The 20,492-nt window shown below is 46.5% G+C and carries 23 protein-coding genes; all 23 read right to left on the bottom strand.

The window, feature by feature from the left end:
- From KNQ15_RS00890 to fliF, 23 genes are read right to left on the bottom strand one after another with little or no spacing between them, the layout of a single operon-like run.
- Positions 1-2,004, bottom strand: coding sequence for a chemotaxis protein CheA (locus KNQ15_RS00890; protein WP_214727194.1), 2,004 nt, complete (start codon positions 2,002-2,004; stop codon positions 1-3).
- Between the two features lie 21 nt (positions 2,005-2,025).
- Positions 2,026-2,880, bottom strand: coding sequence for a MinD/ParA family protein (locus tag KNQ15_RS00885; RefSeq protein ID WP_029342056.1), 855 nt, complete (start codon positions 2,878-2,880; stop codon positions 2,026-2,028).
- Positions 2,877-3,920 carry a flagellar biosynthesis protein FlhF gene (locus tag KNQ15_RS00880; RefSeq protein WP_214727186.1) on the bottom strand — a complete coding sequence of 348 codons (1,044 nt, stop codon included), beginning with the start codon at positions 3,918-3,920 and terminating at the stop codon, positions 2,877-2,879. The genes KNQ15_RS00885 and KNQ15_RS00880 overlap by 4 nt, the downstream gene beginning before the upstream one ends.
- A gap of 3 nt (positions 3,921-3,923) precedes the next feature.
- Entirely contained in the window at positions 3,924-5,948 is a 2,025-nt protein-coding gene (gene flhA, locus KNQ15_RS00875; protein WP_149427588.1) for a flagellar biosynthesis protein FlhA, read from the bottom strand.
- Positions 5,949-5,962: 14 nt separating this feature from the next.
- Positions 5,963-7,054, bottom strand: coding sequence for a flagellar biosynthesis protein FlhB (gene flhB, locus KNQ15_RS00870; RefSeq protein WP_029342059.1), 1,092 nt, complete (start codon positions 7,052-7,054; stop codon positions 5,963-5,965).
- A gap of 4 nt (positions 7,055-7,058) precedes the next feature.
- Entirely contained in the window at positions 7,059-7,826 is a 768-nt protein-coding gene (fliR, locus tag KNQ15_RS00865) for a flagellar biosynthetic protein FliR (RefSeq protein ID WP_214727184.1), read from the bottom strand.
- The gene (gene fliQ / locus KNQ15_RS00860; protein ID WP_214727181.1) at positions 7,823-8,095 is read right to left on the bottom strand and encodes a flagellar biosynthesis protein FliQ; all 273 of its coding nucleotides are present in this window, start codon (positions 8,093-8,095) and stop codon (positions 7,823-7,825) included. The genes fliR and fliQ overlap by 4 nt, the downstream gene beginning before the upstream one ends.
- 11 nt (positions 8,096-8,106) lie before the next feature.
- Entirely contained in the window at positions 8,107-8,775 is a 669-nt protein-coding gene (fliP, locus tag KNQ15_RS00855; RefSeq protein WP_023468706.1) for a flagellar type III secretion system pore protein FliP, read from the bottom strand.
- Entirely contained in the window at positions 8,772-9,263 is a 492-nt protein-coding gene (locus KNQ15_RS00850; RefSeq protein WP_133207502.1) for a flagellar biosynthetic protein FliO, read from the bottom strand. The genes fliP and KNQ15_RS00850 overlap by 4 nt, the downstream gene beginning before the upstream one ends.
- Complete coding sequence (locus tag KNQ15_RS00845; protein ID WP_029342063.1) at positions 9,260-9,625, bottom strand: response regulator; 366 nt, start codon at positions 9,623-9,625, stop codon at positions 9,260-9,262. The genes KNQ15_RS00850 and KNQ15_RS00845 overlap by 4 nt, the downstream gene beginning before the upstream one ends.
- Positions 9,626-9,637: 12 nt before the next feature.
- On the bottom strand, positions 9,638-10,771 hold the full coding sequence (gene fliY, locus KNQ15_RS00840) for a flagellar motor switch phosphatase FliY (protein WP_050677473.1): 1,134 nt from the start codon (positions 10,769-10,771) through the stop codon (positions 9,638-9,640).
- 1 nt (position 10,772) lies between these two features.
- Positions 10,773-11,756, bottom strand: coding sequence for a flagellar motor switch protein FliM (gene fliM / locus KNQ15_RS00835; protein ID WP_214727179.1), 984 nt, complete (start codon positions 11,754-11,756; stop codon positions 10,773-10,775).
- A 9-nt stretch (positions 11,757-11,765) separates the two neighbouring features.
- Positions 11,766-12,215, bottom strand: a complete 450-nt coding sequence (locus tag KNQ15_RS00830) for a flagellar basal body-associated FliL family protein (protein ID WP_029342066.1) — start codon at positions 12,213-12,215, stop codon at positions 11,766-11,768.
- Positions 12,190-12,426, bottom strand: a complete 237-nt coding sequence (locus KNQ15_RS00825) for a flagellar FlbD family protein (RefSeq protein WP_029342067.1) — start codon at positions 12,424-12,426, stop codon at positions 12,190-12,192. The genes KNQ15_RS00830 and KNQ15_RS00825 overlap by 26 nt, the downstream gene beginning before the upstream one ends.
- Positions 12,423-13,277 carry a flagellar basal body rod protein FlgG gene (gene flgG, locus KNQ15_RS00820; protein ID WP_214727177.1) on the bottom strand — a complete coding sequence of 285 codons (855 nt, stop codon included), beginning with the start codon at positions 13,275-13,277 and terminating at the stop codon, positions 12,423-12,425. The genes KNQ15_RS00825 and flgG overlap by 4 nt, the downstream gene beginning before the upstream one ends.
- The gene (locus KNQ15_RS00815; protein ID WP_047393808.1) at positions 13,277-13,747 is read right to left on the bottom strand and encodes a flagellar hook capping FlgD N-terminal domain-containing protein; all 471 of its coding nucleotides are present in this window, start codon (positions 13,745-13,747) and stop codon (positions 13,277-13,279) included. The genes flgG and KNQ15_RS00815 overlap by 1 nt, the downstream gene beginning before the upstream one ends.
- Positions 13,740-14,858 (bottom strand): flagellar hook-length control protein FliK, encoded by a 1,119-nt coding sequence (locus tag KNQ15_RS00810; RefSeq protein WP_214727175.1) that lies wholly within the window; start codon positions 14,856-14,858, stop codon positions 13,740-13,742. The genes KNQ15_RS00815 and KNQ15_RS00810 overlap by 8 nt, the downstream gene beginning before the upstream one ends.
- A 13-nt stretch (positions 14,859-14,871) precedes the next feature.
- Positions 14,872-15,417, bottom strand: a complete 546-nt coding sequence (locus KNQ15_RS00805; RefSeq protein ID WP_214727173.1) for a MotE family protein — start codon at positions 15,415-15,417, stop codon at positions 14,872-14,874.
- Entirely contained in the window at positions 15,414-15,848 is a 435-nt protein-coding gene (locus tag KNQ15_RS00800; RefSeq protein WP_029342072.1) for a flagellar export protein FliJ, read from the bottom strand. Before KNQ15_RS00800 ends, KNQ15_RS00805 begins: the two co-directional genes overlap by 4 nt.
- A gap of 12 nt (positions 15,849-15,860) precedes the next feature.
- Positions 15,861-17,174, bottom strand: a complete 1,314-nt coding sequence (fliI, locus tag KNQ15_RS00795) for a flagellar protein export ATPase FliI (protein ID WP_214727170.1) — start codon at positions 17,172-17,174, stop codon at positions 15,861-15,863.
- Positions 17,167-17,904, bottom strand: a complete 738-nt coding sequence (locus tag KNQ15_RS00790; RefSeq protein WP_214727161.1) for a FliH/SctL family protein — start codon at positions 17,902-17,904, stop codon at positions 17,167-17,169. The genes fliI and KNQ15_RS00790 overlap by 8 nt, the downstream gene beginning before the upstream one ends.
- Positions 17,888-18,895 (bottom strand): flagellar motor switch protein FliG, encoded by a 1,008-nt coding sequence (fliG, locus tag KNQ15_RS00785; protein WP_050677479.1) that lies wholly within the window; start codon positions 18,893-18,895, stop codon positions 17,888-17,890. Before fliG ends, KNQ15_RS00790 begins: the two co-directional genes overlap by 17 nt.
- Positions 18,896-18,899: 4 nt before the next feature.
- Positions 18,900-20,468 (bottom strand): flagellar basal-body MS-ring/collar protein FliF, encoded by a 1,569-nt coding sequence (gene fliF, locus KNQ15_RS00780; protein ID WP_214727152.1) that lies wholly within the window; start codon positions 20,466-20,468, stop codon positions 18,900-18,902.
- Between the last annotated feature and the right edge of the window lie 24 nt (positions 20,469-20,492).

Raw genomic sequence — 20,492 nt, 5'->3', positions numbered from 1 at the left:
TCACTTCCGTAATAGTGCATTGCTGTCAATGATCAATGCGACTTGTCCGTCTCCAAGAATCGTCGCGCCAGAAATGGCACGGATGCCTTCTAGATAACTACCGAGTGGCTTCATGACGATTTCCTGTTGACCGATCAATTCGGATACGATCAATCCTGCTAATTTTTCGCCACTCCGGACGACGACGACCGAATAGGCTTCTGCCTCATGTTGTGGCAATCCGTAAACTTCATTCAGCGAAATAAGTGGAACCAATTGTCCACGGAAATCAAATACTTTTTCCCGGTGCGCTTGCAGGATCGCCGATTTACGTAAAGATGTCGTCTCGATGATGGCAGTCAGTGGAATTGCATACGTTTCTTGTCCGAGCTCAACGAGCATGGCTGAGATGATCGAGAGCGTCAATGGTAAACTGATACGGAAAATCGTTCCTTCTCCGCGGCGTGTCTCAACGAACACTTCTCCACCCAATGATTCGATCTTCGATTTGACGACGTCGAGACCAACACCACGACCAGACAAGTCCGTGACTTCTTCTGCCGTCGAGAAACCAGGTGCGAATAACAGCATCGAAGCCTCTTCGATCGTTAATTGCATCGCTTCTTCTTCTGTGATCAATCCTTTTTCAATCGCAATCCGTGTGACACGTTCGTGATTGATACCTGCTCCATCATCTTCAATCTCAATGAAGACTCGGTTTCCTGAATGGTAGGCACGAAGCGAAAGATTTCCTTCGACCGGCTTATTCGCTAAAATCCGTTCCGCCTTGTTTTCAATTCCATGATCGATCGCATTACGGATTAAGTGGACAAGTGGATCACCAATCTCATCGATGACTGTGCGATCAAGTTCCGTCTCAGCACCCGTAATGTGTAGTTTGATATGTTTTCCGACATCCTTCGAAACGGAACGCACCATTCGTGGGAATCGATTGAATACTTGTTCGATCGGCATCATTCGTAACGTTAAAACGAGTGATTGCAATTCGTTCGTGCCCCGTTTGATCCGTTCGACCGTATCTGTCAATTCCGGCGAGCTGACTTCTGCTGCAATACGCTCCAAACGTCCGCGGTCGATGATGAACTCTTCGAACAGATTCATCAAACGATCAATCCGCTCGAGATTGACACGAATCGTTTTCGAAGCGACAGGCACAGATAGATCTGTCTGTTCTGGTGATTCCGGTGAAGCTGTTGGTGCAGGTGCTGATGTCGCAACCGGCACTTCCTGTGGAAGGGTGGATGTCGCCACCTCTGCTTCTGGTGTTGCTTCGAACACGTCCATCGTTACTATTGCGACTTCAGAAACCGAGGCAACCGCCTCTTGAATGACCGATTGCTCTTGTTGCGTCACGAATAAAACAGAGAATGACGTCTCAAAATGTTCTTGCTCCAGTTCATCAGATGTCGGATTCGACAAAATGACATCTCCGAGCTGTTGTAAACGATCAAAGACCATGTAAACACGTGCCGCTTTTAAGATGACGTCTGCTGAAAGTTCGACTTGGACGATATAGGCTTGATAACCGGACGCAATCGATTGTTTGACGACCGCTTCCGAATAGACATCACATTCGAATGTTGATGGTGCAGTTGATGGCGTAACCGAAATGATCTCTTCTTGTTCGGGACGAATGAACTGCTGTAATCGTCTCACTGTTTCCGTAACGTCAAGTTTCCCTTTTCCACCGCGACTGATGTCTTCTACCATCGTTTCCAGTTGCTCAGCAGCAACGAATAGGACATCGATCAACTCAGCTGTAGCGGGTTGTTTCTTTGATCTGACTAAATCAAGGGCGCTTTCCATCTCATGCGTCAAATCAGCGATCGCATCATATCCCATCGTTCCTGCCATCCCTTTTAGCGTATGGGCAGACCGGAAAATTTGATCGATGACCGCTTCATCGTCTAATCGTTCTTCAAAAACCAATAAGCTTGTGTTAATAGCTTGTAAATGCTCCATCGACTCATCGAGGAACAACCCCACATATTCATTTAAGTCCATGACTGATACCCTCCTTTAATCTTAACGGACATGATCTTTTCGTTTTTTCAGACGATGTAACAATCGATCTAAAAACTTCCGTTCCTTGACTTGTACACCTGTTAGAGACGTCGTGATATGATCGAGTCTCCAACTGACGTCACTCGTTCGATCCATCAAGTAAAATGGCATCTGTGCCTTGACTGCTTTGACGACTGCCGGATCTTCCGGCAAAAAACCGGTAAAGCGCAGTGGTTTTTGTAAAAATTGTTGGCTGACGAGCGCCAGTCGATCAAACGTTTCAAGTGCTTCTCCACCATTCGTCGCCCGATTGACGACTACGGAAATCGGAAGATCCGTCGCATGATGGTGTGCCAGTTTGACGAACGCATAACCGTCCATGATTGAAGTCGGCTCTGGCGTGACGATCAACCAGGCTTCGTCTGCACTACTGATAAAATCAAACGTCTGATGGTTGGCGCCGGCTCCTAAATCGAGCAACACAAAATCATACTCATAGAAAAATTGGAATTCCCGCAGTAGGAACACGACATCCTCCTTCGTCAGATTCGTCAGTTCCGCAAATCCACTCCCGCCATGAATGAAATGAAGGGATGGAGACTGTTCAACGATTGCGTGCTGGAGTGATTCTCGTCGTTTGACGCATTCCATCAAGGATGACTTCGATGATTTACCGAATAGAATACCAATGTTCGCCATCCCGATATCAAGATCAATCAAGAGTACTCGTTTTTCTTGTAACGATAATGCCACGCCAAGATTCACCGCGACATTCGTTTTTCCGACGCCACCTTTTCCACTCACGATGGCAATCGTCTTCGTTTCCTTGACGGTCACTTTTGATCGTAAGACACGTGCTTGATCTTCTCGCATCATCTCATCCCTCTCTCGACGATCATTCGGGATAACTCATCCGCCGTAGCGAACGTGATGTCTTCTGGCACTTCTTGACCCGTTGTCACGCAATAGATTGGTAACTCCGTCTCTGTCATAAGCCCAAACATCGACCACAGTTCACTTGTTTCATCTGCTTTTGAAAAAACGATCCCTGATAAGGGAATCTTGCTGAAACGATCGTGGATTTGTAATAAATCTCGGTATTTTGATGTCAAACTAAGAACTAAAAACACATCCGTATCCTCAAAGTCATGACGACTTCGCAATTGCTCTACATACGCCTCATCAAGGAAATTCCGTCCCGCTGTATCGACAAGTACGATATCGCATGAGGTTAGCGCCTGCTTCGCTCGTTCGAAATCTTCCAAATCATACGCGACATGAATCGGAATACCTAATATGTCAGCATATGTTTTTAGTTGCTCAATCGCCGAAATTCGGTATGTATCGGTTGTGATGAGACCGACTCGTTGATTTTTAATGAGCGTATGATGTGCAGCGAGTTTAGCGATGGTCGTCGTCTTTCCGACACCAGTCGGTCCTGTCAGCATGACATAACGTGCAGTCGATGTTGTTATACGTAATGCCGTTTTTACTTCTTCAGTTAAAAGATCCGTTAATTCCGTTTGCTGCGTTTGATAGTACGCAGTCAGTAATCGCTCATGCAATCGTTCAGACACCTGCTGTAACGCTGGTTCTGCCAACAGCGGCGCATAATGTCGCAATTCTTTCGGCAATGGTCGTTCGCCGACCGTAACGATCGTCGGACGCATTGGGATCGGTTGGATGGTTTCCACAATGTCCTTCCGACTCGTTGCTTGCTTCGAAACGATCGGTTCGTTCGACACATGTTCATCCACCGATGCAACCAGTTCCACTTTTTTCTTCGCAAATAAGCCAAAGAATCCGCCCACTTTAATATGGCGAGTATTTAATATGATGGCATCGTTACCGAGTTCGCGTTTGATGCGTTCCATGGCTTCGCTAACGGAATCCGCCGTGACTTTTTTGACTATCATCGCTTAAATCACCCCAATACTCTTAACTTCAATCGTCGGCATTAATTCGTTATAAGACAATATCGGAATATCTGGAAAATACCGTTCTGTCAATTGACGGACGAACATCCGGATACTTGGAGAAGTCAGGATGATCGGATGCGCCCCGTACCGTTCGAATTCCGTTGCTCGCTCCTGTAACGTCTCGATGAAACGTGTCGCCTTTTCGGGATCAAGCGCTAAATAATTTCCGAACTCCGTCTTTTGGATGGCCGACTGGATATCCAGTTCCATCTCACTTGAGACCGTCACGACATGTAAGACATCTCCTTGCATGACTTGTTCCGTAATTTGACGCGATAAGGATTGACGGACATATTCAGCAAGCAGTTCGCTGTCTTTCGTCACAGCTGCATAGTCCGCGAGCGTTTCAAAAATCAATGGTAGATTTCGAATCGAGACTTTTTCTTTTAATAATTGAACGAATACTTTTTGAAGTTCCCCGATTGATAACAGTTGTGGTGTTACTTCCTCGACCAAAATCGGATGGGATTCCTTCAAATGATCAACCAACTGTTTCGTCTCTTCTCGACCGAGTAACTCAGCTGCATGTTTCTTCAAGAGCTCCGTTAAATGTGTCGCAACGACGGATGGTGGATCAACGACCGTATAGCCTGACATCTCTGCTCGGCTCCGTGTCTGTTCATCAATCCAGAGTGCCGGCATACCGAATGCTGGTTCAACCGTCTCGATGCCTCGAATTTCTGGATCATCAACCCCTGGGCTCATCGCTAAATAATGATCAAGCAATAGCTCACCACTTGCCATCTCACTTCCGCGAATCTTGATTCGATACTGGTTCGGTGATAACTGCAGGTGATCACGAATCCGAACAGTCGGTAGAACGAATCCAAGTTCGAGTGCTAGCTGCCGACGAATCATGACGACACGATCGAGTAAATCGCCACCTTGCGCTTCATCAGCGAGTGGAATCAAACCGTAACCGAATTCAAATTCAATCGTATCGACATTCAGTAAGGAAATGACCGATTCACTCGAACGCAAGTTTTCGCTCGGCGCTTCCTCAACCGCGACCTCTTCTTGCATCGTCTTCGTCGTCTGCTTCATTCGCCAAGCGAAGAAGCCAAATAACGCTGCAATCGGCATCGTGACGTAATCGGGAATCGCTGTGAATAGTCCGAGTAAGAAGATTGCTCCAGCTGCGATTCCGACAAGTAATGGTGTGCGTGTTAATTGACCGATGACATCTTCACCAAGATTTCCGTCGGATGTCGAGCGCGTGACGATGATTCCGGTCGCAACCGAAATCAACAGTGCTGGAATCTGACTGACGAGACCGTCCCCAACTGTTAACAACGTATACAATTTGACTGACTCCGCCATCGGTAAGCCTTGCTGAACGACACCGATGATCATTCCAAAGATCAAGTTAATGATGACAATGATGATACCAGCGATCGCATCTCCTTTAACGAACTTCGAGGCCCCGTCCATCGCCCCATAAAAGTCTGCTTCCGATTGAATTTTTTGGCGGCGGGTCCGGGCTTGCACTTCGTCAATCATGCCGGAGTTCAAGTCGGCATCGATTGCCATCTGTTTTCCGGGCATCGCATCAAGCGTAAAACGTGCCGACACTTCCGAAACTCGTTCCGAACCTTTCGTGATGACGAGGAACTGGATCAAGACGAGAATCAAGAAGACAACGAATCCGACGAGCGCATTTCCGCCGACGACGAAGTCACCGAATGCTTCAATGACTTCGCCACCATTTCCGTTTGATAGGATCGCCCGTGTCGTCGAGACGTTAAGTGCCAGACGAAACAAGGTGACGATCAATAACAACGTCGGAAATACAGAAAACTCAAGTGCCTCTTTGGCATTCATCGCAACGAGTAATACCATCAAAGCAATTAAGATATTGATGATGATTAAAAAATCGAGCATGATAGCGGGCAGTGGAATGACGAGCATGAAGACGATCATGATGACGCCTAGCAGAACCGTTAAATCTCGTGTTGATATACTCATGATGCTTCATCCTTTCATTTTGCTTGTTTCAGTTGATAGACAAAGGCGAGTGTTTCAGCGAGCGCCTGATAGAACGTTTCATCCACTGCCATACCAATCTCTGTTTGAGCAAACAACGCCCGCGCCAGCGGACGATTTTCAACAATCGGGACATCAGCTGCTGTCGCCTTCTCCCGAATCCGGAACGCGACAGCATCTACGCCTTTTGCAACGACGATCGGTGCCATATGTTTTCCGTCATCGTATTGAATCGCTACCGCATAATGGGTCGGGTTCGTGATGACGACGTCGGCATTCGGTATTTCTTGCATCATCCGCCGCATCGCCATCTCCCGTTGTTGTTGTTTAATCTTTCCTTTGATTTGAGGGTCACCTTCCGTGTTCTTATGCTCATCCTTTAAATCCTGTTTACTCATTCGAATCGACTTTTCAAAATCAAATTTTTGATATGCGAAGTCCAGAATGGCTAACGCGATCAAGGCGATACTGACCGACAAACCGAGCAAAAATGTTAAATGACCAATGATAGCTAACGCATCGCCGATTGGTTCCGAGGTCAGCCTCGAAATCTCGACTTTGTTGTTCCACAGAACCGTGCCACTCGTGACACCGATGACGAGCAGTTTAAAAACGGATTTCAAAAACTCGACGAGTGCTTTAACGCTAACGATCCGTTTGACGCCTTGAAGCGGATTGATCCGGTCCAGCTTCGGCTGGATCGCCTCACCACTTAAGAGCACACCAATCTGAACGAAGTTTCCAAGGATCCCGATGACGACCGCTGTTAAAAAGAAGGGGGCGACTAAAATCCCCATTTGTATCAGCATTTCGACTAAAATCTGTTCAATTCGTCCCTCTTCGACGGCTTGCAGAACTTGACTTGCACTGAGACCATCTTGTAGGACGAGTACGAATCGCCGTCCTAGAAATGGACCGAAAAAATAGAGAACAAGAAACATCGCGAATAACATAAAACTGCTCGTTAAATCTGCTGATTTTGCGACCTGTCCCTTTTTACGCGAGTCATCCCGCTTTCGAGGTGTCGCTTTTTCCGTCTTCTCACCAGCGAAGTACTGAAGATCAAGGCGTAATCGATATGAATGCATGTCCTTAACCTCCTAGTAATCGAATGGCGTCTGCAAGTACATCTTGCAACAATGGAACGAATCGACCGATTCCTGTGATCGTCGCTCCTGCTAATAAAAACAGAATCGCGTATCCCATTAACAGTTTGACGGAAAAACCAATCGCAAAAATGTTGAACTGGGGTGCCGTTTTCGCTAAGAAACCAAGTGCGAGATCCACTAAAAAGAGTGAAACAACAAGTGGCATCGCCATTTGTAAGGCAGTCAACATCGCAAGTCCGACGACACGGATGACCAAACTCATTCCTGCGTCGCCTGATACCGCAATCAGACTGCCTGGCGGAAAGATCTGAAAGCTCGTATAGATGCCGTCCAGTAAAATGAGATGCATATCAGAAGCGAGCAGGACGAGTAACGTCAGCATGTAATAAAATCGTCCGACGATTGGTGACTGTCCGCCAAACATCGGATCATAAGCGGAAGCCATCGCAAGACCCATCTGTAAATCAATGATCGAACCCGCAATTTGTGGGGCGTATAATAAAAAACTGGCAAGTAAGCCAAGAGCTAGACCCACTAAGACTTCCGTTCCCATCCGAAAGAAAAAATCGAAGTCTTCTACACGAACGTCCGTCTCCACGGCGTAACTCGCAAAGTAAGCAAGTCCCGCAGCAAGCGCTAATTTATGTTGCGCTGGTAATTGTCTTGATGAAAACAAAGGCGCCGCAACGAGAAAACCGACGATCCGTCCAAAGACGAGCAGAAAAACACTCAGGAAAGAAAGTAGTGTCATTTTCGGGAAACCTCAGCGATTTGTTTGAATAGATCAATCGTAAAGCTCTGTAACTCCTGCATGATCCAAGGTCCAAAGAAGACGAGTGCTAAAAACACGGCAACGATCTTTGGAACAAACGATAACGTCTGTTCCTGAATCTGCGTCGTCGCCTGCAAAATACTGACGAGCAGACCGACGACGAGCGAGACGAGTAACAAGGGGGCCGATACTTTGAGTAATGTCCAGACAGCGGAGCTTGCCAACTGAATAATCATTTCTTGAGTCATCTTTTCTCCCCCTAACGCATACTGACGAGCAGTGATTCAACGATCAGGTGCCAGCCGTCAACTAGAATAAATAACAATAACTTAAACGGTAACGCAATCATGACCGGCGGTAACATCATCATCCCCATCGACATCAAAACACTCGAGACGACCATGTCGATGACAAGGAAAGGTATGAAAATCATGAAACCGATTTGAAAGGCCGTCTTCAGTTCACTAATCGCATATGCTGGAACGAGTGCGACGAGTGGAATATCTTCAATCTTTTCCGGTTTTTCATAATTACCGTATTTTAAGAATAGTTCTAAATCATTCGTTCGCGTGTGCTTCGACATGAAGCGTTTCATCGTATCTCCTGCTTTATCAAACGCTTCATCTTGACTAATTTTATCAGCCATATATGGTTTTAAAGCCGTTGTGTTTAATTCAGATAAAACGGGCGACATGACGAAAAGCGTAATGAACAGCGCCAGTCCGACGAGTAGCTGGTTCGGCGGCGTCTGTTGTGTTCCGAGAGCCGAACGGACGAACGACAACACGACGACGACACGCGTGAAACAAGTCATTAAAATTAGTAACGAGGGCGCCAGTGATAACAACGTCAGTAATACGAGCAGTTTAATCGATGTTGCTGTTCCTGACGGAGTATCGAGTGAGATCAGGTTTTCAATCGTATTCATGAGCGCCCTCGATTCTTCTGCAGTTGCTCGAGTTGTTGTTTGAACGTCTCAAGAAATGGTGAAGGTGCTGATTTCGAAGATGCCTCTTCAAGATCCGTCGGTTCGTATCCCTCTAAATCGTCCAGCGTGTCTAAGAGTTGCACGTTCTCACCAACACCGACGACATAAATCTTATCCTGCACTTTCACTAACTGAACCGATCGATCCTTACCAAGTGGTACACCGCCTAGATGGGTCAATCGTCCGGAATGTCTGACGCCTCGCGTCCGCTCGTGAATAAAACGTGTCACGAGGATGAATCCGCCGATCAAGACGACGAGAACGACGACTCCTTTAAAGATGGTCAATGCCATGGAAGGACTCTCATCGACTTGCTGAGTCGTCGGTGCATCGTTCTTGGTTGGATTTAATTTTTCTTCGACCGTTTCAGCCTGTACAGGAAGTGTCAGCAGAAACAGAAGACAAATCAGCAAAGTCACTTTTTTCATGACGAGACAGTTTTCGAGACCGCTTCAAGCACACGATCCGCTTGGAACGGTTTGACGATGAAATCTTTTGCACCTGCTTGAATCGCGTCGATGACCATCGACTGTTGCCCCATCGCTGAACACATGATGACTTTAGCGGCAGGATTGAATGCTTTGATTTCTTTAAGCGCAGAGATTCCGTCCATCTCAGGCATCGTAATGTCTAGCGTGACGAGGTCCGGTGTCAATTCCTTATACTTCGTGACCGCTTCGCGTCCGTTTTCTGCTTCACCGACGACATCATAGCCGTTCTTCGATAGGATTTCCTTGATCATCATCCGCATGAAAGCGGCGTCGTCTACGATTAATACTTTTGCACTCATATTAGTTCCTCCTTAGAACATCCGAAGACGTTCTTTTGTATTTACGATTTCCGTAATGCGTACACCGAAGTTCTCTTCGATGACGACCACTTCACCCGTTGCGATCAATGTATTGTTGACAAGAACGTCAACTGGTTCCCCTGCCAGTTTATCTAGCTCGATGACAGAACCTTGTGTTAATTCCAATATGTCACGAACGGAGCGGCGTGTCCGTCCTAACTCAACCGTGACGTTCAACGGAACATCATATAACATTCCGATATTTCCTGGCGTGCCCTCTACTTCCATCTCACCTAACTGACTAAATTGAACCGGACTGACACCGACTGGCGTTGCTTTCGGTTCAGGTGGTGGGACGACCGTTCGTTGTTCCATCGCTGGTGCCGGTGTCGGTTGCGCTTGTGGTTGTGGTTGTTCTGGTTGCGCTTGTGCCGTTGCTTGTGGTGCAGGTTCTGCTTGTTGGGTCGTACTCGCGCTAAAGAGTTTTTGAATCAATTGTTTCGAGAAATCCAGTGGTGCTAATTGAACGATTTTTGAATCGATCATCGTGCCAATCTTCAAATCAAACTCGATGATGACCATGTTCTCCCAAAGAGAAAAGCTATCGACGATGCTCTTATCTTGTGAAAAATCAAAAATTTCAACAGCAGGTGGTGAGATATCGATTCGCATGGAGAACACTGTCGACATCGATGTCGCAGCAGCTCCCATCATCTGATTCATCGCTTCCTGTACAGCAGATAGAGCAATCGGATCCATCTCAAGCGATTCATCAATGACACCATCGCCTCCCATCATCAGGTTCGCGATGACAGAAGCATCTCGCTGTGTCAGGATCAGGACATTTTCTCCTTTAAATCCTTCTGTATAACCGACACGCAACGCGACGTGCGGAATCGGATAACGACTTCGTAATTCTTCCATCGAAATCATCCGAACATGTGGTGTCGTGATTTCTACTTTTTGATTCAACAATGCCGATAAGGCCGTTGCTGAATTCCCAAGTGAGATGTTTCCGACTTCCCCTAGCGCATCGATTTCCATATCATCTAATATTTCCTCTGCGTCCGAATCTTGCGGTTCATCGTTTGATGGCGTTCCGCGTAACAACGCATCGATTTCATCTTGCGAAAGCATATCGCTCATGTTATTCCTCCTCAATTCGTTGTAAGACTTGCAAAGCGAGGTGTTTCCCGTTTAGTCCCGGTCGGGCTTTGAACATCTTCCGGTCATCGACGAATACATCGACGGCATCCGAGGCTCGCGTCTTCAGGGATAAACAATCGCCTACTTCGAGGTGTAACAATTCACCAAACGATAGCTCTGTTTGGCCGAGCACTGCTTTTAAATCGACGACGGAACTCATCAACTGCGTTTGCATGTGTTCAGACTCTTGATTATCTGCTGTCGTTCGCTTTTCTTGTTGCATCCAATAATGACTTGATAATTTCGGAAGAACGGATTCAAGGGTCACGAACGGCAAACAGACATTTAACGTACCGCTCACTTCTCCAACCGTTACGTAAATCGAAACGAGGATGACCGTCTCATTCGGAGAAACGAGCTGTAGAAACTGCGGATTGATTTCTAAATCGTCGTACTCCGCCTCGACTTCCGTCACCGACTCCCAAGCGGCGCCATATTGGACGAAGGCACGTTTAAACAATTGTGTCAGAATACGCGTCTCGATTTCCGTCAAATTTTCAATCTTGTTCATCCCTTCACCCGGTCCTCCAAGTAATCGATCGAGCATCGCATAAGCAATGTTCGGATTGACTTCGAACAAGACTTTTCCATCAAGCGGATGAAGGTTCACTAGATTGATCAAAGTCATGTTCGGAATGGAATGAATGAATTCATCGTACGGGAGTTGCTCGACTGTATTGACCGTGAACTGGACGTACGTCCGAAGTTGTGCAGAAAAATGCGTCGTCAACACTCGGGCGAACTGTTCATGGATACGCGTCAAATTCCGTAATTGATCTTTTGAGAAGCGGAGCGCTCGTTTAAAGTCATAGACTTTGACACGGCGATGCTCCTCTTGGCTTCGGATTTCCTCGACTTCCATATCTCCGCTTGAAATGGCTGATAGCAAGGCATCGATTTCATGTTGGGATAATACTTCGCTCATGCTGCCACCTCACTGGATGATTTTTTTCGTCGTATAGACACGCTGGACATCACCTTCTTGGATGAGCTTCTTGAACTGCATCCGTAACCGTTCTTCGAGCTTTTCCATATCCGCTTTTGAATCTAAGTCCGACTTTTTCATCGCAGATAAATCACCTAAGATGATGTTATTGATTTGAAACTTTCGTAATTCTAAATCATCACGCGTTGCTTGATCGTCTGTAACGATCGTAAATTGGACATTCAAAAAACGTTCATCAGCGATATTCGTCGTCAAGTCGTCTGTCTGAAGACTTCGTGCATCAAGTTCTTCACCCGTCGGCTGTTCGACTTTTGCTTCTGTCGTATCATTAGCTAAAAAGTAATTCATGATCATATAACCTGCCCCAACCATCAGTGCTGCGACAATGATCATGATTAAAGGGATTTTTAGTTTACTCTTCTTCTTTTCCTCGGCCATCTTCGAGCCTCCTTACACTGTTCAAGCCCGCTAATCCGATTTGTTGATAAAAAGCGATTGCGATTGCCTTGACCTCTTCTATTGATTCCTTCACGACATAAATCTGTCCGCCAACGAGTTGAATCGTCGTATCCGGAGTGGAACGGACTGATTCAATCAGAATAGCGTTTAGTACGAGTGGTGCATTACGTAATGTCGTTAGCGTAATCATCGTTTCAGGTTGACCAATTCCTCAAGAACTTGGTCAGAAGTCGTAATGATTCGCGTATTCGCTTGGAAACCACGTTGGGCAATGATCATCTCCGTGAATTCTTCTGATAAATCGACGTTTGACATTTCGAGCGTTCCAGATGTCAATTGACCCATTCCGTTTAAGCTCGGTGTTCCAAGTACTGGCTCACCTGAGTTTTGCGACGCTGCGAACACGTTGACACCTGATTTTTCTAAACCACCTGGGTTAGCAAAGTTCGCGATCGTGATATAACCGACGTTTTGTAATGCTCCTGTCGTATCGACGTAAGTGACGAGACCGTCTTTACCGATTGATAAGTTACGTGCATCCGTTGGTACTTTTAGTTTTTGGAATCCTGCACCACCTGCTTCCGGAAGGGGTACCGGTGGTGTCTCGCCATCTGCAATTGCTTGAGAGTCACTACCAATTAAATAGTTTCCGTCGCCGGTAACTAAGTTTCCATCAAGATCCGTATAGAAGTTACCAGAACGCGTATAACGAATCCCTTCCGCTGTGACGACTTGGAAGAATCCTTCCCCAGAGATCCCGACATCGAGAACGCGACCCGTATTTTGAAGCGCACCTTGGTTATACACATTATCGACTGTTGACATCGATGCTCCAAGACCGACCTGTTTTGGGTTCGTCCCACCGACATTGCCGCCTGCACCGGATGATGAACCGACCGATTGGCTGACGAGATCCTTAAACGTCACCCGTCCTTTTTTATAACCGAACGTGTTGACGTTCGCGATGTTATTCCCGACGACATCCAGTTTCGTCTGGAAGTTCTTAAGCCCACTGATTCCTGAATACATTGAACGTAACATTATTTTTCCTCCTTTGATTGAATCTGCGTCAACTCGTATACACTGATCTGTTTTCCGTTCGATAGTTCGGCCATGATATCCAGCCCATCCCGTTTTACACTAACGACACTGGCTGTCTCTTCGACGGTCGTCGTCTGTTCCGCTCCAGAAGCATCGGTCGTCTTTGACTCTGCTTCATAACTGACGTTCTTACCAATCAGATTGCTGTAGGATAATAACGCCGTCGCATGTTGGTTCAAGACCATCGTGTCCATCGTCTTCCCGATTGCTTGCATCTGTTCAAGTGAAGAAAACTGCGCCATCTGAGCAATGAAATCCTTATCTTCCATCGGTGCCGTCGGGTCCTGATTCGACAGCTGGGCAATCAGAATTTTCATGAACATATCTTTATCCATTGCTTTATTCGTCGGTACTTGTGACTTTTCAGGAAGCTGGTATGAAGTACCCTCTGTTTTGATTGCATCAGTCATCGTCTTCCTCCTCTTCTTCCTCTACTGGAGCGGGTGTTTCTTGATAAGGAGACTCATGCTCCTGCTGATCACGTGTGAAGGACTGTTGAAACTCCCGTGCACTAGATGCGATCATCCCCGTCTCGATCTTCACGACCGGCGTCTGCTGGTGTAAGGCTGTCTGCAATTTTCCGAGTTGTTGCTCAATCGATTGTTTCGCTTGCTCAGTACTTGCAAACAGTTTGACGGTCAATGCCCCCTCCTTACGATCGAGTTGAACGACGACCTCTCCAAGCTGCTCTGGATAAAGACGAATCGACAATCGCGTTGACCCGTCAGCACCTTTTAAGAACGGTGCTTGCTGAAGTGCGGCTTCGATTCGTTGTTGAATCTGTTCTGGTACGGGTAGCGGTACTGGACGAATCGTTTGCAACGGAGTACCTTTGTAAATCGGCATGCTCACTGGAGTCGGCGCGACTTTTCCTTCTGGATCAACGGGCATGGTAGCTTTTCGCATGAGTGAAGCGAATGCCAACGGAAGCGGTGTCTTTCCTTTTGCCTGCTCAGCTACAGCTACAGTGTCCGACTTGAGCGTTTCGACAATAGGACCAGTTTGCGGGAGCGTCTGTTTCACAGGCAACGCGGAAATGTCTCCTTCAATCGTAGGAAGTAATGGTTGTTTTAAGTTGTTCGTATGATGATCTTTCATTTTGATCGTATCGTTCGTTACTGTCTGCAAGACGACTTGCTGAAGCAATGGTGGCAATTGATCGAACTGATTTTTCGCCTGCTCGACATTTCCCTCAAGCAATTGTTTGACGAACGCTAGTAGTTGTTCCATTTTCTTTGGTTCTTGTTTTAACGTCTCTACTTCCGGTTGTTTCAGTAAAGAGAGAAGCTCGTCCGGTTGATCTACGAGTTCTTGTATCCAATCCGGTAATAGTGGTGTCTCCACTTTTGTCTCGAGTGCTGTCAAATCAGCTGAGACCGGTGACGATGACGTTGTTGGTAACTTCGTCAGATAATCCAGTAACGAAGCAAATTGACCACCAACCGTGGTCATCTCTCCTTTTTTCCCTGTTCCAGTATTCAAGTTCGGGGAGGATGATTGTATTACTTCCGTCATGTTCATCTGGCTTCCCTCCTTACTTCGTCGCGAGTAGCTGTGTTAAGGCCGCCGCTTTTTTAGCATCCATCTTGGCAATGATCGCCGCCTGTTGTTCCGCATCGATGTCCTCGATGATCGGTACGACTTCTGTCGGACTAAGTTCGTTTAAGATGAGCGCAGCATCCTTTGGTGCCATTTCAGCATAGACATCTGTCACAGATGCTGCTTTTTTCTTCGTCGTCTTCGTTTGATCCGTCGTCGCGGGCGTGGGTGTTTGTTTTAAACGATCCCGTTCTACAATCAAACGTTCGACTTCCTGTTCTTTCGCTTTTAAAGTATCCGATTGTTCCTTGCTTTGATTGCGTAGTTTCTTGATTTCTTGATTCGCTACTTTCAGACGACGTTCGAGTTCTGCTGACGGATTTGCTTGATTCGTAGTCGTTTTTTCCGTTGCGAACGGTAAGGATAGCAGTGGACGTCCATTCGCATAATTTAATACGAAATAAGCTGTCAGCAAGATTAAAATCAAAGGGATGATCAATAAAGGTAAGATCCATCCTTTTGACGTTTTATTTTCACTCATATCATCCGTCCTCTTCCAAACTGTAACAATGCCAGTTCATCTAATTGATTTTGTTCCGTCAATGCTTCGATTCGTTTTGTTTCAACCGTATGATTCTCCTGCAGACGACTAAACTTCTTCTCCTCAATCAATGCTCGTTCGAGTGCTTCCTGTGCGCGTTCATAGCGATTTTTCGATTGTGTCACGTACAGTTGTTGCCGTTCGATTTCTTGCTTCACGACATCTCGAGCCCGCTCTCGATATTGCGAAGACGTTAATTCGACGATGCCAATCTCATCTTGCGCTTTCAGAAAGGATTCATAACGGACGAGCAGATGGTATAGTTTTTCGACTTCGATCTCATATTGTTTTTTATGAAGGCTCAATTCTTTTGCGACGCGATCTTTCTCTGCTTCAGCCAAAGGAATGATTCGTTCATAAATCGTCTTCATCTTTCGTCCTCCTTACTGAATCGTTGCCATGAGTTGCTGACAAGCTTTCTCGAAGTCACTGTCTTCATGGATTTGTTGTTTTAAAAAACGGATCAGCTCCGGATATTTATCAACGGCACGATCAATTTCTGGGTTCGTCCCTTTTTTGTAGGCGCCGATATTGATTAAGTCTTCCGAATCAAGATACGTCGATAACAGCTGTCGAAATGCGACGGCAGATGTCTTTTGTTCAGCAGTCGTGATTTGATTCATGACACGACTGATGGATCGTAAGACATGAATCGCCGGAAACTGTCCTTTGTTCGCAAGATTACGATCAAGAACGAAATGACCATCTAAGATCCCTCGTACAGCGTCAGCAATCGGTTCATTCATATCGTCTCCATCGACGAGCACAGTATAAAAAGCCGTAATCGAGCCATCTTGCGTTTTTCCGCTACGTTCGAGTAACTGAGGAAGAAGAGCAAAAACGCTTGGTGTATACCCTTTTGACGCAGGCGGTTCACCTGTCGCAAGACCAATTTCTCGTTGTGCCATCGCAAAACGTGTGACAGAGTCCATCATCAAGACCACATTCTTACCTTGATCCCGAAAATGTTCAGCGATGGCTGTTGCCGTATAGGCGCCCTTTAGACGAACAAGTGGCGGTTGATCACTTGTCGCTACGACCAAGATGGAGCGTTTCATTCCTTCTTCACCGAGTTCTGCCTCCACGAATTCCTTGACTTCGCGTCCGCGTTCACCAATCAAGGCAATGACGTTGATGTCTGCTGTCGATCGTTTTGCAATCATACCGAGTAGTGTCGACTTCCCAACTCCTGATCCTGCAAATAAACCAACGCGTTGCCCTTGACCGACTGTTAGTAGCCCATCGATGGCACGGATGCCCGTCGAGAGAACATCACTGATACGAGGTCGCTCCAACGGACTAGGTGGTTTACGAACGATTGATGTCGTACGTAAATTTTCTAATGACTCCCCATCCAGTGGTCTCCCTAGACCATCGAGCACCTTACCGATCAGTTCATCCCCTACAGGGACGTGGAGTGGTTTTCCTGTCGCAAGAACAATCGAGCCTGGAGCAATCGATGTCGTTTCACCATACGGCATAAGTAGGACGTGACCTTCTCTAAAACCGACGACTTCCGCTTCAATCGTCTGCCGTTGTTGAATTTGGATCAAACAACGCTCGCCGATTGCGACAGCCGTTGGTCCACGTGATTCAATCATCAATCCAATCACTTGTACGACCTTTCCGGAATGCTGAACGAGTTCTTCCGGACGAATTTCTCGAACTGCGGCTTGAATCGCATTTACGTTAAACATGATGTAAAACCTCTTTGATTTTGGTTTGTAGGGCTTCAAAGCCACTTGTCAAACCACCTGTGATTGCTCCATTCTCCGAGTCGATTCGATAATCGCGTGCTTTAAGCGCTGGATCAAATCGTAATTGAATCGTCGCATTAGCACCTAGAACACCTTGGAGCTGCTCTTCAAGCAGAACGACCCGTTCAAAATCCGCTGGTGAAGCGTAGATAATGATCTTTTCACGATCTCGGAACTGAATGATCAACTGATGTAATAATTGGTATAATGCCTCTTCTTCTTCATCATGTAACTGCTCTAGAAACTGATGCGTCACTTGGAGTCCAAGCACACACAATTCATGTTCCAATCGCATCAATCGCTCTTGATTTTGCTCTTCAATTCGTGCAGTAAACGTATTTGTCGTTGCGATTTGCTCTTCGAACGTTGCTTGTCCTTCCGCACGTCCTGTTTCAAATCCAGCCTGATGTCCTTCTTCATATCCTCGCTGACGTGCTTCCTCTAATGCCTGAAGACGTTCTTGTTCAAACTCACGCTGACGCTGTTCAAACTCTAGAACCATCACCTGGCGAAGACGTTCTAGTTCAGCTTGACCTTCTGCCATCCGCTCTTCATAGAACGTATCTGGAACGATTGTCGGTTCTTCCTGAGCATTTCGGACTTGAACGAGTGTTCGTTCCTGTCGTTCAATCACAGCTTGTCGTTTGATGACGTTAGACAACAATATCATCTCCTCCACCACGAGCCACGACGATCTCACCCATGTCTTCTAAGCGGCGGATGATTCCGACGATTCGACTTTGTGCTTCTTCGACGTCTCGGAGACGAACAGGACCCATGAATTCCATATCCTCTTTGAACGATTCGACCATCCGTTGTGACATGTTGCGGTAGACCATATCCTTGACGTCGTCTGACGATACTTTGAGTGCCAACAGTAGATCTTCGTTCGATACTTCGCGAATGATGCGCTGAATCGCCCGTGCATCGAGCGTGACGATATCTTCGAAGACGAACATTCGTTTTTTGATCTCTTCTGCGAGTTCCGGATCCTGAATCTCGAGCGTATCGAGAATCGTTCGTTCCGTTGTCCGGTCGACCCCGTTCAATACTTGAACGACCGCCTCGATACCGCCAGACTGCGCAAAATCTTGCATACCTGCTTGTGACAGATTCCGTTCGAGAATTTGCTCTACTTCGCTAATGATCTCCGGGTTCATTCTGTCCATCGTCGCAATCCGTCGTGCTACATCGGATTGTGCTTCTGCCGGTAGCTCCGAGAGAATTTGTCCTGATTTAGCAGGATCAAGATGGGCAAGAACAAGCGCGATTGTTTGCGGATGTTCATTTTGAATGAAGTTCAATAGCTGTTTTGGGTCTGCCTTTCGTGCAAACTCAAACGGTCGGACTTGTAACGTCGATGTCAGGCGATAGATGAGTTCCATCGCCTTTTCTTCACCAAGCGCCTTCTCTAGAACCGATTTAGCAAACCCAATTCCACCTTGAGTGATGTAGTTTTGCGCCATCGCTAGTTCATGAAACTCATCGAGAACGACTAACTTATCTTCTGGATCGACTCGTTTCATACTTGAGATTTGAAGGGTCAACCATTCCATCTCTTCTTCCGATAAATGTTTATATACACTGGCAGCGACTTCAGGACCTAACGAAATCATGAGAATCGCAGCCTTTTCCCGACTGTTCATTTCTAGCTTCTTCATCTCATCAATCCTCCGCTAACCAAGTACGTAATAATTTCGCAAACTCATCCGGATTGGATTCAGCGAGTTTTTCAAGCTGTTTGCGTTTGACTGCACCATCGCTCGTATCTTCTGTTGATAATTCCGGAATTTCCGTCTCAATCGGTGTCCATTCCTCAAGTTCTTCGATTTCATTCGCTCTCCGTCGACGCATGAGGAGGATGACTGCTCCAATGACGAGGATTGCCGCTCCACCAAGGGCGAACCAAACCCACATCGGTGTTGCCGTCGTCGTTTTCGTCGCTGCCGTCGTTTCCGCGAATGGTCGAGACATGACAACGACCTTATTGGCAAGTTCTGCATCCGTCAGCGTTGCTTTCGCATCTGTCTTCGTTAATGATGTCCGGATGATCGAGTACATCATCGTCTGTAAGTCAGTTTGTAGTTGTGGATCGATCTGATTCTGACCTTTTGGTGGCTCGACGATGATTTGAATTCCTAAATCACGAATCTCGTAAGGAGCTCCTGTGATTTGTTTTGTGATTCGATTGACTTCATAGTTGATGATATCGTGTGTTTTCTCACTCGTATCACCCGTCGTTCCAGTACCCGCCGGGAAATTCGTCGTCTCATTTTGCCCCGTACCTGCTGTACCAGCATTTGCAGAGCCTGTGTACGCTTCTGCTACTTTTTCAGCAGACGTGACGATCCCTTCGATTTTATCGGGATCTACTGGCTCAACAAGCTTTTGTTCTTCCTGACGTTTCGTGACATCGACATCTGCCGTAACTGAAACGAGTGCTTTTTGTGGACCGAGAACGACAGATAGCATCTGCTGAATCTGCTTGCGTAAATCGTTTTCCGTCGTTTTCTTCAGCGCCATCGGATCGGTTCCACCCGCCGTTTGCGTAGCAGATCCTGGCTCGTAATACGTAAAATACTGATCCATGATCGTAATGTTTTCTTCTTTAAGGTTTGGAATACTCTTTGCAATCAAATGATACAACCCTTGAACCGTCTGATTGTTAAGATTACTACCCGCGCTAGAAGTCAAGACGACAGAAACCGTTGAAGATTCCTTTTCATCAGATAGAAAAACACTCTTCTCCGGGAGAGTGATCATGACTTTTGCTGACTCGATCCCATTAACTTGTGTGATCAAGTTTTCAAGTTCCGTCTGCATCGTATCGCGTTCGAGAATGTTCATCTCTTTATCCGTCGTTCCGAATCCAGCGTTTTCACTGAAGAAGGAATAGTCGATTTGACCGGATTTTGGTATACCAGCCGTCGCTAATTCGACTTTTAAGTTTTCAACGTTTGCTTCTGGAACAAGTATCGTCACACCATTTGCTTCAGTGACGACTTCCGATGCGATTCCATCTTCATTTAGCTTTTCCGTCACTTGCCCTGCCTCTTGAGGGGATAGCTTCGAATAAAGAGGCGTCATCGTTGGTTTAGATAACCAGATGATCGCAACTATCAACGCCGCTAAAACGACGACGATGATTCCTAAAATCGTCGATTTTTTCGCAAGTGACCATTCTTTCCATGTCGTATTCATAGCTCCTAATCGAGCTTTTAAACGTTCGTTCATTCAACATCTCCCACGCTTTCCTTA

It is taken from the genome of Exiguobacterium sp. s168 (assembly GCF_018619035.1).
GTDB lineage: Bacteria > Bacillota > Bacilli > Exiguobacteriales > Exiguobacteriaceae > Exiguobacterium_A > Exiguobacterium_A acetylicum.
This window is presented reverse-complemented; position numbering and strand designations above follow the sequence as displayed.